The organism is Streptomyces sp. NPDC050617, assembly GCF_040654795.1.
Classification (GTDB): Bacteria; Actinomycetota; Actinomycetes; order Streptomycetales; family Streptomycetaceae; genus Streptomyces.
Window position 1 is genome coordinate 1 of record NZ_JBFAIS010000049.1, and the last position, 15,837, is coordinate 15,837.

Genomic DNA, 15,837 nt, shown 5'->3' on the forward strand with positions numbered 1-15,837 from the left:
GACAACACCAAGCCCGCCTCAGCCACTACAAACAACGCGGCCACACACCACCAGAAGCTGCCCAACCATCAGGCCAAAGACCATTGCAGTACTAGCCGTCGGCACGGACGAGGGTGAGGTCCACGGCGGCGCCGGCGCTGCGCGGCGCGATCTCCGGCGGAGACATGATGCGGCTGGCGTCCGCTCGTAACCGCGGCGGGCGGCCGGTAGCCCTCGACGTACAGCAGTCGCAGCCCGGCCGGCAGGCGTGACTGTACGGCCAGGAGGCGTCTAGGACGCCTCGCCACAGGTGCGCGATGGCACCGGGTCCAGTGCTCGCCGCAATCCGTCGCAGGAAGGGCGGCCACGCTGAGGTCGGACATCAAGATGACGTTCAAGTCGGTCTCGTTCCCGGGTGGATGGCTTGGCAGTCGGAGCTCCTACGCGGTCTCGCCGTCGCAGGGGCTGCGGGCATCCGTGTCCACCAGGGTAGCCATGCCCGGGGAAGGGGCACATCGGCTACGACCGGCCGCTCAGGGCCTGAGCGCCTACGGCTTGACCAGCACCTTCAACGCCGTACGCGTGTCCATCGCCTTGTAGCCGTCCGGGACCTCGTTGAGGCCGACGGTCATGTCGAAGACCGGGGACGGGTCGATGGTGCCGTCAAGGACGTCCGGGAGCAGCTCCGGAATGTACTTGCGGACAGGGGCAACGCCGCCGCGCAGGGCGATGTTGCGGTAGAACATCACGCCGAGGTCGAGACCCATGTCGCTGCCGTGCGGAACGCCGACGAAACCGATCGCGCCGCCGTCGCGGGTGATGTTCACGGCCGTGCTCATCGACTGCTCGGTGCCCACTGCCTCCACGACACAGCGCGTGCCCTGCCCCTTGGTCAGTGCCCGTACTGCCTCCACAGCCTCCTCGCCGCGCTCTGCGACCACGTCGGTGGCGCCGAAGCGCTTCGCGATGTCCGTACGCACTTGGTGACGGCCGAGCGCGATGATCCGCTCGGCGCCGAGCCGCTTGGCGGCGAGCACCGCGCACAGACCGACGGCGCCGTCACCGACCACGGCGACGGTGGAGCCCTCGCGTACGCCGGCGCCGAGCACAGCGTGGTGCCCGGTGCCCAGCACATCCGAGAGGGTGAGGAGTGCGGTGAGCAGGTGGTCGTCGGAGGCGACGTCGGCGGGCAGCCGCACCAGAGTGCCGTCGGCGTGCGGCACGCGCACAGCATCGCCTTGGCCGCCGTCGTGTCCGACCGCTCCCCAGAAATCGCCGTGGTCACAGGACGTGGTCAGCCCCTCGGTGCAGTAGTCGCAGACGCCGTCGGACCACATGAAGGGGGCGACGACCAGATCCCCGACCTTGATCCCTTGCACGTCGGCCCCGGTCTCCTCGACTATGCCGAGGAACTCGTGCCCGATGCGTTGCCCCTTCTGTCGTACCGCCTCGCCGCGGTACGCCCACAGGTCGCTGCCGCAGATGCAGGCCCGCAGCACACGGACCACGGCATCGGTGGGCTTCTGGATCCGGGGGTCAGGCACCACCTCCACACGCATGTCGTAGGGGGCGTGGATGGTGGTGGCGCGCATGGCGGTTTTTCCTTCTGCTCTACAGGGTGCTGCGGGCGCGGAAAGTCAGGCGGCCGCGAATCTCCGTATGTTGTGCCGACGCCTTCTGCGCGTCGATTGTGCCCCTGACTAGTAGCCTACGTCACCTGTCTTTTGACAGGGCCAGGAGTTCCGGGAACAGGCGACCATCTGAAGCGAGCTCGTCGAAGTTGCCTTTCTCGGCGATCCAACCATCGACCGGCACGATGATGGGTCGGCGACTCACGTCACCCTAAACTCGCAAGTACGTGGCGTGACTTGGACCACGCCACCCATCCACTACACTCGCTCCTCCCGCACCACATCCAGTATGCCCACGTTCTTTCGGCGTCATGGAACTCGTCGATACTGCCGCCACCCGTGGCAGAGCGCCGTCGGCGCACGGTGGCACACCCGCTTCACGAAAATCTTGCCGGGCCACAGAACTCAGTACGCGGACATCTGGGCGGACGCGGTTCCCGACGAGGCTTGCTACCCGTGAGGAACCGAGAAGTTCGAGACTGCGGTCGCGTTCTCGCTCACCGGCGACGGTTTGGTCCGCTGTGTGACCGTATGGCGATGCCGGAAGGACGGTGTCGTGGAGGTATGTGAAAGTATACCGACTGGAGAATCGGCTGCGATCCGAGAGGTCATCTCGTGCCGCGCGCCACTGACAGCTCAACCGCCCCTTCGTTGAACGCTGTTGGTCCAGCAAGGGCTTCACGCGCATCATCCCTCTCGGCGGTGCATCGCTGAGCAGGTCAGGAGGTCGCTGCGCGGAGAGACGCAGGATGCATCCGGCAGTTGGGGCTCGGGTCGGAGAGAGGGAGGCCGCCGACAGGCGTGGCAGCAGGGCAAATGGTCGCCTTGAGAGGCGACCTGAGTAGTGCAGTCCTGAGCTCAGTCGGCAGAGGACCTCTGGGAGCTCACCTCCCCCGCGAGGCAAATTGTTAGAGAGTGCACAAAACGCCCAGAGAGACCGTTCTGCGGGGTGAGGTTCCTCGTCCCGTGACTGACGCTGGGAATTCCGCTCCGGAGCTGCGATGTCGCCATCGGATCATTTTCTTTGAGAGCGACTGAATCACCTGCGATCTTGTTGCGCAGGTCAGTGCAGTCCATTTAGTGTGTAAAAAACTTTGGTTAGGCAAGGGGGGTCATGAAAGAGCATTGGTGCCGCGTCCTGGTTGCCGGCCACGCGGCGTTCTTCTCCACCCACGAACGGGCCGGGGTGCCCTCGCAGCGGCTCGTGTGGAACAAGGCCATGTCGTGCGGCATGGCCGCCGGCCCGCTCACCGCTGCCCGCCTGGGCGTCACGGCGGTTGACGTCGGAGTGCCGGGTCTACCCATGCATTCGGCCCGCGAACTTGTCGGCGCCCGTGATTCGGGCCATCTGGCGCGCGCTGGGCGCGTTTGTGACGGCCGGGTGAGGGTGTGAGCGCCAAGACCTTCACGCTCAAGGGCGCCGCATCGAAGCAGGCCGCGCTGCGGGTGCTGCTCGTACCGCACGCGGGTGCGGGTGCGGCGAGCGGCACCCGCTTCGCCGCGCACGCCCCCGCCGACTGGCTGGTGGCGACGGCGCGGCTACCCGGCCGCGAATCCCGTGTACGCGAGCGCGCTGACGACCTGGCAGACCTGGTCGCTGACGTCACCGCGACCATGCGCGCCCTGCCCGGCACCGCGCCGCTGCTCGTCGTCGGGGTCTGCTCGGGAGCGATCCTCGCCCTGGAGGCTGTACGGACCCTGCAGCGCGAGGGTGACGGCATGGTCGCCGGGTTCGCGGCGGTGTCCCAGTGGGCGATCGACCGGGCTCCCGACCCTGATCGGCCGCGGCTGCGCGATACCGACGATCCCGCTCAAATCCTGTCCCTTCTAAGGGAGTACGGCGGTGTGCCCGACTCGCTCGCAGCGAACGAGGAGCTGCTGGAGCTGCTGCTACCGCCGATCGTCGGTGACATGCGGGCCGTGGAGGAGTACGCGACGGCCCCCACCCCGCAGCTCGCGTGCCCCCTGCTCACTGTGTTCGGGGACGAGGACCCCCACTGCCCCGAGGAACGGACCGAGAGCTGGGAGCTGTTCGCAGAGCACAGCCGCACGGTGCGGGTGCCCGGGGGCCACATGCTCTTCACGGAGAGCCCGGCGCTCCTCGTGGACGTCCTCGCGGGAAACCTGGACCACTTCACTCCAACGCAGCGAGAGGCGGCCCGTTCGTGAATGAAGCACACCACCCGTCCGCCGTACATCAGGGCGGCGAAGCACTCCATCGGGTAGACGCTCTGCTGCTCGAGCGCTGGGACCGGACGCCTGGCCTGACCGCACTCATCGCGGGCGAACAGTTGCTCACCACGGGCGAGTTGAGGGAGCGAGTGCTGCGTATCGCCGGGGCCCTGCGCGCGCACGGGGTGGGGCCTGGCGACCGTGTCGTCGTGCATCACGAGCGGTCCGTGGACTTCGTGGTGGCGGTCCTGGGCGTCGCGTTCGCTGGGGGAGCGCACGCGTCGCTCGACCCGAAGGACCCGCAGTCGCGGATCCTCGCCACCGTACGGGACTGCGCGCCGAAGGTCGTCCTCACTAACCCACACCTCAGGGAACGCTTTTCGGCCCTCGAAGGCGTGGCGGTGCTCACCCCGCAGGAGTGCGCGTCCCATGCCCCCGCCCCGCCGACGCACTGCTCACCCGACGACCCCGTGACGCTCATCTACACCTCGGGTTCCACCGGTGCGCCGAAGGCATCGTTGATCAGTCATCGCGCTCTGGTCTCCCGCCTGCACGCACTGCAGGCCACGAACCCCCTGGACGAGCGCGACCGTATGGTCCACCACACGGCCTGCAGTTTCGACATGCACCTCAGCGAGATCTACTGGCCGCTACTTGCGGGCGCCGCAGTCGTCCTCACTGAACCGGATCGGCAGCGCGACGCCGACCATCTGGCCGCCCTGCTGAGGAACCACGCCGTCACCACTATGTACTGTGTGGTCTCCTTGCTCGACCTCTTCCTGCGCGCCCGCCCGTCCATCGAGCGCTATGACGGCCTTCGGCAGGTTTTCACCGGCGGAGAGCCCCTCCCACCGGAACTCGTGACCCGGTTCCACGCCCGCTCGGCCGCGACCCTGACGAACCTGTACGGACCCAGCGAGTGCACCATGTACTGCACGGCCTGGCTGTGCCCACGCGACCCGGATCCGAAGACCGTGCTGATAGGCAACGCGGTCCAGGAGACGTACCTGCAGGTCTGCGACGCCGAGGGTAACCCGGTGCCGGCCGGCGAGCCCGGCGAGCTGTACATCGGAGGTGCCGGACTCGCCCTCGGCTATCTCGGGCAGCAAGACCTCACGGCCGAACGCTTCGTCAGCACACCGCACGGCCGGATGTACCGCTCCGGCGACCTCGTCCGGGTCGCCGGACCCGGCGGGGCCCTCGAGTACCTCGGCCGGGTCGACCGGCAGGTGAAGATCCGCGGCATCCGGATCGAGCCGGGGGAGATCGAGGTAACTGCTCTGCTGCACCCCGAGGTCAGGCAAGCGGCCGTGGTCGCCCACGGGGCCAGCGAACGCAAGGCGTTGGCGGCGTTCATTGTGCGGGAGGCAGGCGCGGGAGAGGATCCGGACCTGGTGCACCGCGTGCGCGAGAGTCTGCGCGTGCGGCTCCCGCAGCACATGATTCCGCGCACGGTCGAGGTACTCGAGGCGATGCCGTTGACCGCCAACGGGAAACTGGACCGGACCGCGTTGGAAAGGCGGGCGACCGCCGCCGCACCCGCACTCGTGACAGGGGTGAGCGCCGATGCTCTGGACCTGCCTGCGGTGGTGAGTGAAGTGTGGCGGAACGTGCTCGGGGTTGACTCGATCGCCCCGGATGACGACTTCTTCGACCTCGGGGGCGACTCCTTCAGAGTCGTGCAGACCGCTGAACATCTGCAGGCGCGCTTGGCGGCGCGAGTCCCGCTGGCGGTGCTGCTCCAGAACCCCACGCTGCGGACCTTCACTGAAGCGCTTCTAAAGCTCCGAGGTCCCAGCTGAGTTGGCACTTGATACAGCCGGATGTGGAAAGTTTTGGTGAACCCTGAGGTGTGAACCGTTGCTGGTCTGCGAATCATGGAACGTTCGCCAAGGCTGCGGATCTTGGCCTGGTCGCGGTTGTGATGCTGACGCCAGCCGTGCGGGTTCTTGCCCCAAATGGCACGCGGACAGTAGGGGCTGCGCCCTGATACACCTTGTCCGCCCAGCATTTGATGTCGTCAGCGGCCACGGTGGCGGAAATGCCGTGTGTCCGGGCCGCGGTCAGGTTGTGCACGGCTCCAGATCGCGCGTCCGTGGTCCGGATCGGACGGCTGGTCGAGCCCGACGTGCAGATTACGCACGCGGCCGCCGCCGGACCCGTGGGCACTGGCCCAACGGAGCGCGGATCGCCCAGTCCTCGCAGCTCATCCGGCGCGATCTCCGTCGCGGCGTCATCCGACCGGTGGCCACTTTGAAGAAGCTCCGTCACTCGCCGTCTCCGCCCGTTGGACGGGGCCCATTCAGGAATGGTCCGATTCGTTGATCCGCCGCACCAGGTCGAGAGCCGACGCCACAGCTTCTGAACCTCCGACAGACAATCCGATCTCGAACTTGCGAACCCCCCGGGATCGCAGGATTTCGATCCTGGACCGCACCTCCGCCTCGGTGCCGGCGATGAGGAATCGGTCGCTCAGGTACTCCCAGACTCCAAGGTCCATCGCGGCCTCGATGTACTCCTGCCTTCGCATAGCCGGCTGGTGTCCGTGCTGTGAGAGGTCATACAGTTCGCCGAGCCTTCTCACTCCCTCCTGGAATTCGGCCGGAATTAGCTTCGAAGAACTATTGAATCTAGCGAAATGATGTGAGAGCGAGGCTACGAGCCAACCGGCGTCGGTCACCGCGTGATCCGAGTCATCGTTGATGCTGATGGCGCCAGCGGTCCAGACGAGGTCGATGCCCTCGGGGTCCCGGTTCGCCCGCTCAGCTCCTCGCCGCACCACACTGAGCACTTCACGGACGACGTCCTCGCTGTGTCCGAGACCGATGAAGATCCCGTCCGCCGTCTCCGCAGCCAGTTCGAGCGATCGCAGCCCGTGAGCCGCCAGATAGACGGGCACGTGCACGCCCAGGCCCCACTTCAATCTCAGATCCGTCTCCTGCCAGCGGGCACGGCCGTCTTGAAGGAGTGCCCGGACACACATCACGTACTCCCTGAGGTGCTGCAACGTCGCTGCGCGCCGCCCCAGGTTGTACACTCCGCTGTCACCCGTGCCCATACCGAGGAACACTCCACCTTGAGCTGTTTCGGCGAGGCTGGCGATTGCTCTCGCGGTCACTACCGGGTGCCGAGTGACCGGATTGGTGACCGCCACCCCGATCGGTACCGTCGAGACGCGCTGCGACAGCGCGCCGAGCGTTGTCCAGCAGTCCGGAACACCGGCCGGCGAGTCCCACACCCCGATCTGAGCGGCGCCGTGTAACTCCGCCCGCTCGGCTGCTGCGACCGCTTCCGCCACGGAACCCGCGCCGATGTTTACTTCGACCTCGATGGGCCGGCTGTCGGCCGTCATGGGCAAACCTCCTTGTGTGTATCAGGGGCCACCAGGCATACGTAGCGCCCACGGTTGCGAACGAGCGGAGCCCCGTCCGCGGCTGATGCCGCCCGGTCGACTCTGGAGACAACGATGTAGTAGTCCCCGGCCCGGTGTCCGTCCGTCACTGTGCACTCCAGCCAGGTCAGCACACTGTGCGGCACGGAATTCCCATCGGCCGAGAGCGTCCAGGCGTCGTCGTCGAACTTGTCCGTGCCACTGCTCGACAGCCGGGCCGATACGTCCTGTTGATCCTCACCGTGGGTGTTGATGCAGATGCGCTCGCCGGTACGCATCCGTGGTCAGGTGCGGTTGGTGGCCGCGATGCAGAAGAGCACCAGCGGTGGATCTAGGGACACTGACGTGAACGAGGAGACGGGCAATCCCGAGTGGTCGACCGACGTCGGGCGTGGTCAGGCTGGAGAGGTCGATGGGAACAGAGCTGACTTCGCCGGCTCGGGCTGGATCGCCCAGCCCCCACTCAAGCGGGTGATTCACCTGTTCTCTCGACATGCTGCCCTTTCGGCCGGACTCGCGGGACGACGATCGTCGTGGCCGGAGAGGCCGGGTCCGATTCAGGAGACCGGTTCGGCCAGGGCCGCCGTCGCGGTGGTCATCACCTGCTCAGGCGACTCGACCAGGTACATGTGACCGCCGGGTGACTCACGGAGACGGAAGTCGCCCGTCGTGGCCTTCCTCCACCCGGCGGCCTGGGACGCACTGACTAGGTGGTCGTCTTTCCCGCGCAGTGCGGTGATGGGGATGCGCAAAGGTTTGACCGACTCCGGCCGATAGTTCGCGTGCATCTCGATATCGGCGCGCAGCGCCACCAGAAGCAGTTCGAGCAGGTCGGGATTGGCTAGCGCCTCATGCTGGTAGCCAGTGAGTTCCTGCACACTGTCGACGAGTTCATCGTCGGCGAGGCCGATCGCCAGTTGGCTCCGGTCGCTCCACGGTCCCGGTGAGCCGCTCACAATCAAGTGGCACAGGTCGACGGCGGGGACGTTTCGTAGGCGGCAAGCGACCTCGTAAGCGAGCGTCGCGCCCAGGCAGTGCCCGAAGAGCACCACTGGATGCCCACCGGTTTGCTCGATCACCTGTGGCGCTAGTGCGTCGGCCGCCTTGGACAGGTCACGGAAAGGCTCCTCGAGGAACAGTTCCTCTCGGCCGGGGAGCTGGAGTGGCAGGATGACCAGGCTGTCCGGTTGCTTGCGATACTGCTTCTGCCAGGTCCGGTAGAAACTGGCGCCGCCTCCGGCGAACGGGAGACAGACTAGGTAGGGCTTCATGTTCGACCCCTTCTCGTCAGGCTTGAGAGCCCTCGATGTATGCCGATAGGAGCTTGGGCGAGGCGTGTGTGAAAACCTCGCGCGGGCGGATGTCCACACCGAGAACGTCGTAGACCCGGCCGACAATTTTGAGGACGTGCAGAGAGGTGGCCCCGTTCTCGAAGAGATTCGACGTCTCGTCGAGGTCCTCCTCCTCAAGCACTTCGCACCAAATCCCGGTGAGCGCGGCGGTGCGGTCCGAGACGTTCCGGTACTCAATTTTCATGGTTAGCGGCCCCTCTTGTATATCGTTGTCCAATTCGCCGTTCACGGCGGGGCTCATGTCGTTCAGGTGAAGTGCTACACCAGTTGCCGCCGCTCACCTCTGCGAACGCTGCCGCGATCGTCCGTGAGCCGGGCGACCAGACCCGCGCTAACCTTCCGAGCCGTGCTTTCGGTCACCAACCCGGTCTCGTAGCTGACCCGCACCGTCGACGCGAAGCCATCGTCCGCGAGCAATTCGACCGACAGCGGAACGTGAAGGCGTAGACACGGCAGCTCGATCGGGCGCACCGTGCAGTCGTCGAGTTGGAGCTCAGCGCTCGGCGAGTCCTGGACCGCGCCGATGACCTGATAGAGCTGCCGACCCGCCGCCCCGGCGAACCGGGCCACCTCCGCGATGGACAGGTCGTTGTTGCGCAGAGCAGCGAGAACTGTGCTGTCGTCAGTGACGCGGGTCCGCAGCCGGACGCATATCGTGTCGATCAGGCACGTGATGGTGTCCTGCAGAGTCAGGGTAGAACGCTGGGACACCGGAACGCCGATGGTGAGGTCCTCGGTGCCGGTGACGTCGATCAGTGTTTCGCCCAGCGCGGCGATGAGTGGCGGAAGGAGGCCACCCCCGGTGGAGCGCCGGCCCAAGAAATCGGCTTGTTCCGGCGCCAGGGGAACATCGATCGTTGCCACGCCGCCCTCTGTGCCCTCCGTCGGCGTGACCCAAGGCGCCGGGCCCACCTGGAGCCCAGCCAGTTCCTTCGCCCAGTACTCCCGTTGCACCGCAAGATCCGCCAGGCTCCGGATCCGCTGTGTTTCCGCGTAGATCTCCGACGGCGCTGCGACTGAACGCGCGAACAGGGCATCACGTCCCTCACACCGCGCGCGATATGCCTCGGCCACATCCTCCACGAAGATCCGTTTGGACCATCCGTCGAACGCGATGTGGTGAACGGACACGCCGAAGACCCATTGCCCGGATTCGTCGAGCTGGCAGAGCACCGCGCGCCAGACCTCCCCGTCGAACAGGGAAAAATTTCGGCTGAGGGCGGCCTTCACCTGCCGCTGGGCTGATGCCTCGTCCGGGGCCTCGATGTGCTCGACCATGACCGGGCGGTCGGTGGGATTCCAGGTGGCCCGGTCCCCAAAGGCGTAGCGGCCCTGGAGGAACCGATGACGGCGGTGGACATCGTGCAGTGCCTCAACGAGAGAGTCCGTGTTGAGAGCGCCGGCGATGTGCCAGGCGAAGAGGAGGTGGTTCTGTGTGTCGTCGCCGTCGAGGTGCTGCAGGAGGAATCCGGACTGCATCTCGTTCAGCGGGGCCGGCGCGGCCGCGTCTGCCGTGCTCTCGATGGCGTTCATTTCCGCGGACCGCCTGGTGATCCAAGCCCGCATGGCGTTGGGCGATGGGTGGCCGCGAACGACTGATGCGGGAATACTGAGACCGGTCATCTGGCTCAGGACCGCGCAGAGATGAATCACGCTCAGTGACGTGCCGCCCTGGTCGAACAACGAGGCGTCGGGATCCACCGGTTCGCCGCCGAATATCCGGCTGAAGGCCACATCGATCGGATCACTGGAATCGTCCTGCGCCCGGGCTGCGGTCAACTCCACGACTGCGGAGTGCAGCGCGACCGTGTCGAGCTTCCCGTTGCTCGTCAGCGGCAGGGCATCAAGCTGGACGATCACCGCCGGAGCCCAGTTTGGCGGCAGGCCAGCCACCAGCGTGCTCCTGAGGCTCTTCACATCCAAGTGATCACCAGCCGGGAGCACGGCTAGAGCCAGGGACTCCGGCTGGCCGGAGAGGCCGAGCAATGGGAGCGCCGCGCACTGCGCGACGCCTTCGAAAGTACATGCCGTCCGCTCGATCTGGCCCGCGTCGATCCGGTGGCCACGGATCTTTAGCTCGCGATCGCGACGCCCCGTGAACGTGAACACTCCGCTGGGGTTCCTACTGCCGTAGTCCCCGGTGCGGTACACCCGCAGACGGCGGCCACCTATCAGAACCGAAGTGAACTTAGCCGCAGTCAGGGCCTCTTCGCCAAGATATCCGGGAGACACCCCGTCGCCGGAGATACACAGCTCCCCGATTTCGTCGGGGTCACACTCCCGCTCGCCGTCCAGCACGTGCACCCCAGTGCGGGGTATCGGTCGGCCTAGGGGGATGGCGTCGCGTGTATCGGCGGGTGCCACACGGTGCATCAGGGCGAAGACGGTCGACTCGACTGGGCCGTAGCCGTTGAAGAAGGCGATGTCCGGGTGGGCGGCCAGGAAGCGCGCGACGTGCCGGGGCGAAAGCACTTCGCCTCCGGCGATGACGAGACGCATGCCTTCGAACGCGGACACGTCCGCGTCGACCAGCACGTTGAACAGCGAGGCGGTGAAGAAGGCGCTGTTCATGCCGTGGACCGAGATCTCACTACGCAGCTCGTCGGGCGCGATCGCCCGCTGCTGCCGTAGTATGCATACGCCGCCACGCAGGAGAGGGCCCCACACTTCGAGCGCAAACGTGTCCCACGCCGAGGAGCCCAGGTGCGGCATGACCGTCGCGTCATCCATGAACGGGATGCCTTCTTCGGTGAATAGCCGCAGGATCGCGTCGTGCGTCGAGAGCACGGCTTTCGGCTCGCCAGTGCTGCCTGACGTGAAGAAGAGTGTCGCGGCGTCGGAGCCGTCGACGCGGACCGGTTCCCAGGTCTGGCCGACGAATGGGTCCAACCTGGGCAGCTCAATCTCCCGCCGGAAGAAGCCGCGAGACCGGCCCGGGGCAGCGACCGCGAGTGTGCCGCCGAGAATCTCGTCTATCCGTCGAAGGCGCCGTGCGTTCCACTCCGGGTCCATGACCGCGTACGCGGCGCCTAGCTTCAGCACTCCGAGGGCCGCGGCGATCAGCGCCGGTGACGTCTCCATCTGAAGAGGGACGATGCTGCCGGCTCGAACTCCCTCTGCGGCCAGCCACCGGGCGACCGCGTCGGACCAGGCATCGAGCTCCCCCCGACTGATGATCTCATCTCCGTGGATCAGCGCGAGACGGGCAGGGTCCTCCTGAGCGAGGTCATGCAGAAGCACATGGATCGACACGGTCGGCTTCCTTCGTCAAAGTCGGAACAGATTTCGTTGGCTTGCTTTTCGTCTCCGTCGTCCGGTTTCAGCCGAAGTGCGTCGAGTAGCACATGGTGCATTGCCTCGATTCGAGTATCAATATAGCGGGACGAGCACCAGCCATCGCTTGACCGACCTCCCGCGTCCAAGTTGGCTGCTCCTCGCATCGTTCCTGATAGATAGCAGATAACGGGTTGGCTCCGCTCCTGCGATCTGTAAGGACTCCGGCAGCCCCTACTTCGCTATGGTGAGTGGAGTACTTGATGTGGGTCCGGTCGTCACGGAAGGCGAGGCATGGCGGGCAGGCTACCGTTGCTTAGCACACAACTCGGCTTCCTGCTCATGGCGGAACGCACGGGTCGGCGAGTCACCACAAACCGTCTCTTCCGTCTGCCGCCCGCTGTGTTGTCGGCGGACGATCTCAATCTGGTCCTACGCTCAATCATGCTGCGAAATCCCACCCTGTCCTATCGCCTGGGGATTTCGCGAGGCGAGGCGTACCAGGAACGGTCTTCGGACGCCTACGACTTCGCTGAAGTGCGAGTGGAGGACGAAGCGGCCGTCGCTCGACTTCGTCTAGCGGTCATCGATGAATTCGAGAACGACTTGAACGGCGCCGCGCTAGCGGCACGTCTCGTTCGCACTCACGAGGCCGACTATTTGCTGATGCTTTTCGACCACGCTCTGGTCGACGGTGAGTCGCAGGCAACGATGGTCCAGCAGTTGGCTGCCCCGGAGCCGGCCGCGGACGGCGTCAGGGAGCGTTTCGAAGCCGCTATCCGGGACCGTGCCGAGTTCGAGAAGGCCGCCACCGCCGACGAACGCGGAATTGCCTTCTGGACAGACCGTTTGAAGCACTTGCCCGGCGAGCTTACGTCGGGGACTGCCTCGACGGCTGCCCCGGAACGCGTCGCCCTCGTCGACCTTCCGGGCGTCGCCCGCCCGACCGCCTTACGTGGCTCATGCTTTCCGTATGTCCTCTTCTCGATCCACCGCGCCCTGCGCGATGTCACGGCGGCCGAGGCTACTGTCATCGCCTATCCCTGGGGACACCGGAGTGCGGCATCCTCCGACGTCAGCGGGTGTTTCCTGAACACGGTCGTCTCGCTCGACCGGACCGGACCGCACGGGACGATGGCTGACTTCCTCGGCGACTGGTATCTGGAGATTGATCACGCGGATATGCCCTTCGCCGCGGTTGCCGGTCTGGGATCCGCCTTCTCCGGCTCGGTCTCTGGGATGCTCGCCTACGCGACCGCGGCCGAGGACAGCGCCTGCGTAGCCGGGGTTGAGGCGGTCGAGGTCGCGGCGCGTGACGGCCGAAACCAGCCCATTCAGGCGTTCAGCGCTGTCGCGACGGTCCGAAATCACGAGATTGGTCTCGAATTGATGGTGAACGAGGGGGTCGGCTATGAGGTCCAGGACCTGGGTGCCCGCTGGCACAGTCGGCTGGGCGAAATGTTGTCGAGTTCTCCTGAGCGGCGACCCTGACAACGTGATTCATGGAGGGCGAAGTAAATGACTGCGGGCCGGGCTGATATCACACGGGGGCCGACATCGCTCGCCGAGATGGCTCGATTGACAGGCGAGTTCGCGGGGTGGCACAACATTGTCTATAGCGTGGTCTGGCTCACCGGCAAGTTGGACATCGCCGCCGTTCGTGAGGCGTGGCGCGGAGTCTGCCTGCGTAACGACATTCTACGCCGGACCTACCTCTCGTCGGACGAAGCCTGCACATACGACGACATGTTGGGTGAGTTGGAGTTTTATGCCGCCGACTCGGATGCGGAGGCACTCAACACAATTCGCCGGTTCGTCGAGCCTCCCTTCGACCTCGCCGGTCTCGGGTTGTCGCGGATCGCGATTGTTCAGCGCGATGAATACCGGCACCTCTTCGCGATAGCGCTGGACCATGTCATCGTCGATTTCGTGACGTGGAACCTCCTGATGAGGGACTTCGCCGAGCTCTACGATCGCGCTGCCCGAGGGGCGAGCCTTGACCGGAAGGTCGAGCAGAACGCGTATCACGACTTCGCCGTGCTCGAGCGCCGCAAACTGTCCGGTGCCTGGGGTGAGAAACGTCGGGCCTTTTGGCAGGCCCAGGCCGAGCGGTTCGGAATGTTTCCTCCGCCCTTTCCGATCGACTGCGAACCGCAAGGCGAACCCAGCAGCACCTTGGTGCAGCACGAATTGCCGAAGGACGCTGAGGTGAGATTCCTCGATCTCGCCAGACGGGCCCGGGCGACCCCGTTCGCGACCGCGGCCGCCGCTGTGCTGGCGGGCGTACAGGAGGCCACCGGCACCTCGACCGTGGGGGCCAGCACCAATTATCACGGCCGTGTGCTGCCCGGCACGTCCGACATCGCCGGCCTGTTCGTTCAGAAACTCCCCCTGCACCTGACGACACGGTCGCGTCATCCAGAGGAAACGGTTCACGAAGTATTCAGCCATTCGCTCGATGTGTTTGAGTACAGCCTTCCGCTCTGGTCCGTCGGACAGCTCTGGAACGAAAACCTGGCGCATATCGACCGGGAAGCCGGGGTGCAGGTGGGCTTCGGCAACCAGCGAACGACTTCTTTCGGGGAGTCGCTGCTGACCGGAATCACGGCGGAGACCGTTTTCATGTATGTGCCAGGCCAGATGACTTGGCCTCAGACCATCCAGATCGAGTGGCAACTCGGTGGAACGACCCCACAGATCATCGCCTGCTACAACCAGAGATATTTTCCTGGTGAGCTGATCCAAACGATACTTCAGACCGCTGAGAACTTCGTGCTATCGACGGCGCGATAATGATCGAGAAGCCATGTCAGTATGAATTGGCCCAGACTTACCTGGAAGAAGGCGATGGATTGCTGCACGGTCCCTCAACCAGCGATCGCCTGGCTGATCTTGAATCACCCGGGATCCTCCCCCCAACCCGGACCGCTGAGTGCTCACAAGAGCTTCACTGGCGACCCGTAACCAGGCAGGTCCCCGCTGGCTCCGTAAACGCAACCGCCTGGCGCGCAACTACTCCCTGACCAGCCATCGTTTGGCGGTTGCCGTACTAGCCGATGTCAGTACGCGGGCCGCCGTTCGGTCGCTAGGATCCAGTTTCGGTCGGCCACCGAGCTGCCCCGACTTGACAGCTCGAATCACTCACTGAGAAACACTATTTCGCACCCCTGGCTGAGCCGCCCCCGACAAGCCGTCCGACCAATTCCACCTGCGTTCCGTTCTGCGGTCTCTGGCAGGGAAGACGTTCCCAGCGACTGGAGAGCCGACCTCATACGAAGGATCTGACTCATGGCAAGGTCTCTCGCGAAAACACTGCTACCGGAGATGCGCGATCACTTGGCGACAAATGGACCGCTGGGCGACGACTCGCTCTCCGCTCGGGGCGAGGCGGTGGTCCGCCAGCTCAGCAGGCATGACGAGATGCGACACCTGTTGGACGGGATTTTGTCGGACGACCGTCAGCTCGGCGAGATCGCGGCACGGTCGTACTATCACGCGAACAGCTTCCTCAAAATCGTTCTGGCAATGGGCGATGAGAACGCCTGGAAACTTCGTTTGCACGTGTGGCACCCGCGGTCGGAGGCGGATCTCCTGCCGAGGGAGGACATCCACTCGCATCGTTGGGACTTCACAACAGCCCTGCTGCTCGGCGAGTACAACGCCCGCGAGTACATGATCGCTCCCGGCGACGACTACCATCACTACCGGTACACCCCGGTCCGAGTGGACCAGCACTTCTCGCTGGAGGCCCTGGGGAGCGAACAGCTCGCCAAAGTCTGCGAAATCAATGTTCAAGCCGGCACGGTCTACCACCTCGACCACCGAGTGCTTCACAGCATCGCGCGTTCCAATGACGGGCCCACGGCCACGGTGGTGCTCCAGGGGCCAACGGTCAAGGATACGACGAATGTCTATCGCACGAGCCCTGTCAGTGAAAAGGGTGACGGAGGCAAGGGGATCTACGTCGAACGGCCGTCCGTCAACCAACTGCGCGGGGAGCTGGGGCAGCTCCACCGCTGGTTGTGAAACGGGTCAGGTG

The 15,837-nt window shown here is 65.3% G+C and carries 10 protein-coding genes and 3 pseudogenes; 6 read left to right on the forward strand and 7 right to left on the reverse strand.

Annotation, left to right across the window (positions count from 1 at the left end; all coding sequences use genetic code 11):
• Window positions 1-94: 94 nt before the first annotated feature.
• Together AB0I49_RS36795 and AB0I49_RS36800 are read right to left on the reverse strand one after the other, a co-directional pair.
• A pseudogene (locus tag AB0I49_RS36795) lies at window positions 95-362 on the reverse strand (hypothetical protein); the annotation flags it as partial.
• Window positions 363-527: 165 nt separating this feature from the next.
• Complete coding sequence (locus AB0I49_RS36800; protein ID WP_363231582.1) at window positions 528-1,571, reverse strand: zinc-dependent alcohol dehydrogenase family protein; 1,044 nt, start codon at window positions 1,569-1,571, stop codon at window positions 528-530.
• Window positions 1,572-2,784: 1,213 nt separating this feature from the next.
• Here AB0I49_RS36800 and AB0I49_RS36805 point away from each other — a divergent pair.
• The 3 genes and pseudogenes from AB0I49_RS36805 to AB0I49_RS36815 form a co-directional block, all read left to right on the forward strand.
• Window positions 2,785-3,003, forward strand: a pseudogene (locus AB0I49_RS36805) (M18 family aminopeptidase); the annotation flags it as partial.
• Window positions 3,000-3,779 carry a thioesterase domain-containing protein gene (locus AB0I49_RS36810; RefSeq protein ID WP_363231583.1) on the forward strand — a complete coding sequence of 260 codons (780 nt, stop codon included), beginning with the start codon at window positions 3,000-3,002 and terminating at the stop codon, window positions 3,777-3,779. The pseudogene AB0I49_RS36805 and the gene AB0I49_RS36810, both read left to right, overlap by 4 nt.
• Window positions 3,776-5,584: an amino acid adenylation domain-containing protein gene (locus AB0I49_RS36815; protein WP_363231584.1), complete on the forward strand. Its 1,809-nt coding sequence runs from the start codon at window positions 3,776-3,778 to the stop codon at window positions 5,582-5,584. Before AB0I49_RS36810 ends, AB0I49_RS36815 begins: the two co-directional genes overlap by 4 nt.
• Window positions 5,585-6,084: 500 nt before the next feature.
• Here AB0I49_RS36815 and AB0I49_RS36820 read toward each other — a convergent pair whose 3' ends face one another.
• The 5 genes and pseudogenes from AB0I49_RS36820 to AB0I49_RS36840 form a co-directional block, all read right to left on the reverse strand.
• Window positions 6,085-7,134, reverse strand: a complete 1,050-nt coding sequence (locus AB0I49_RS36820) for an LLM class flavin-dependent oxidoreductase (protein WP_363231585.1) — start codon at window positions 7,132-7,134, stop codon at window positions 6,085-6,087.
• Window positions 7,131-7,538, reverse strand: a pseudogene (locus AB0I49_RS36825) (flavin reductase family protein). Before AB0I49_RS36825 ends, AB0I49_RS36820 begins: the two are co-directional and overlap by 4 nt.
• Before the next feature lie 192 nt (window positions 7,539-7,730).
• The gene (locus AB0I49_RS36830) at window positions 7,731-8,444 is read right to left on the reverse strand and encodes an alpha/beta fold hydrolase (protein WP_363231586.1); all 714 of its coding nucleotides are present in this window, start codon (window positions 8,442-8,444) and stop codon (window positions 7,731-7,733) included.
• A 16-nt stretch (window positions 8,445-8,460) separates the two neighbouring features.
• Entirely contained in the window at window positions 8,461-8,766 is a 306-nt protein-coding gene (locus AB0I49_RS36835) for a phosphopantetheine-binding protein (protein WP_363231587.1), read from the reverse strand.
• A 17-nt stretch (window positions 8,767-8,783) separates the two neighbouring features.
• Window positions 8,784-11,777: an AMP-binding protein gene (locus tag AB0I49_RS36840; protein ID WP_363231588.1), complete on the reverse strand. Its 2,994-nt coding sequence runs from the start codon at window positions 11,775-11,777 to the stop codon at window positions 8,784-8,786.
• Between the two features lie 315 nt (window positions 11,778-12,092).
• Here AB0I49_RS36840 and AB0I49_RS36845 point away from each other — a divergent pair, with 315 nt between their 5' ends.
• The 3 genes from AB0I49_RS36845 to AB0I49_RS36855 all read left to right on the forward strand — a co-directional run bounded on the left by AB0I49_RS36845 (window position 12,093) and on the right by AB0I49_RS36855 (window position 15,824).
• Entirely contained in the window at window positions 12,093-13,289 is a 1,197-nt protein-coding gene (locus AB0I49_RS36845; protein ID WP_363231589.1) for a hypothetical protein, read from the forward strand.
• 27 nt (window positions 13,290-13,316) lie between these two features.
• Window positions 13,317-14,591, forward strand: a complete 1,275-nt coding sequence (locus tag AB0I49_RS36850; RefSeq protein WP_363231590.1) for a condensation domain-containing protein — start codon at window positions 13,317-13,319, stop codon at window positions 14,589-14,591.
• 495 nt (window positions 14,592-15,086) lie between these two features.
• A complete protein-coding gene (locus AB0I49_RS36855; RefSeq protein WP_363231591.1) occupies window positions 15,087-15,824 on the forward strand; it encodes a hypothetical protein in 738 nt (245 codons plus the stop codon).
• The last annotated feature ends 13 nt before the right edge of the window (window positions 15,825-15,837 follow it).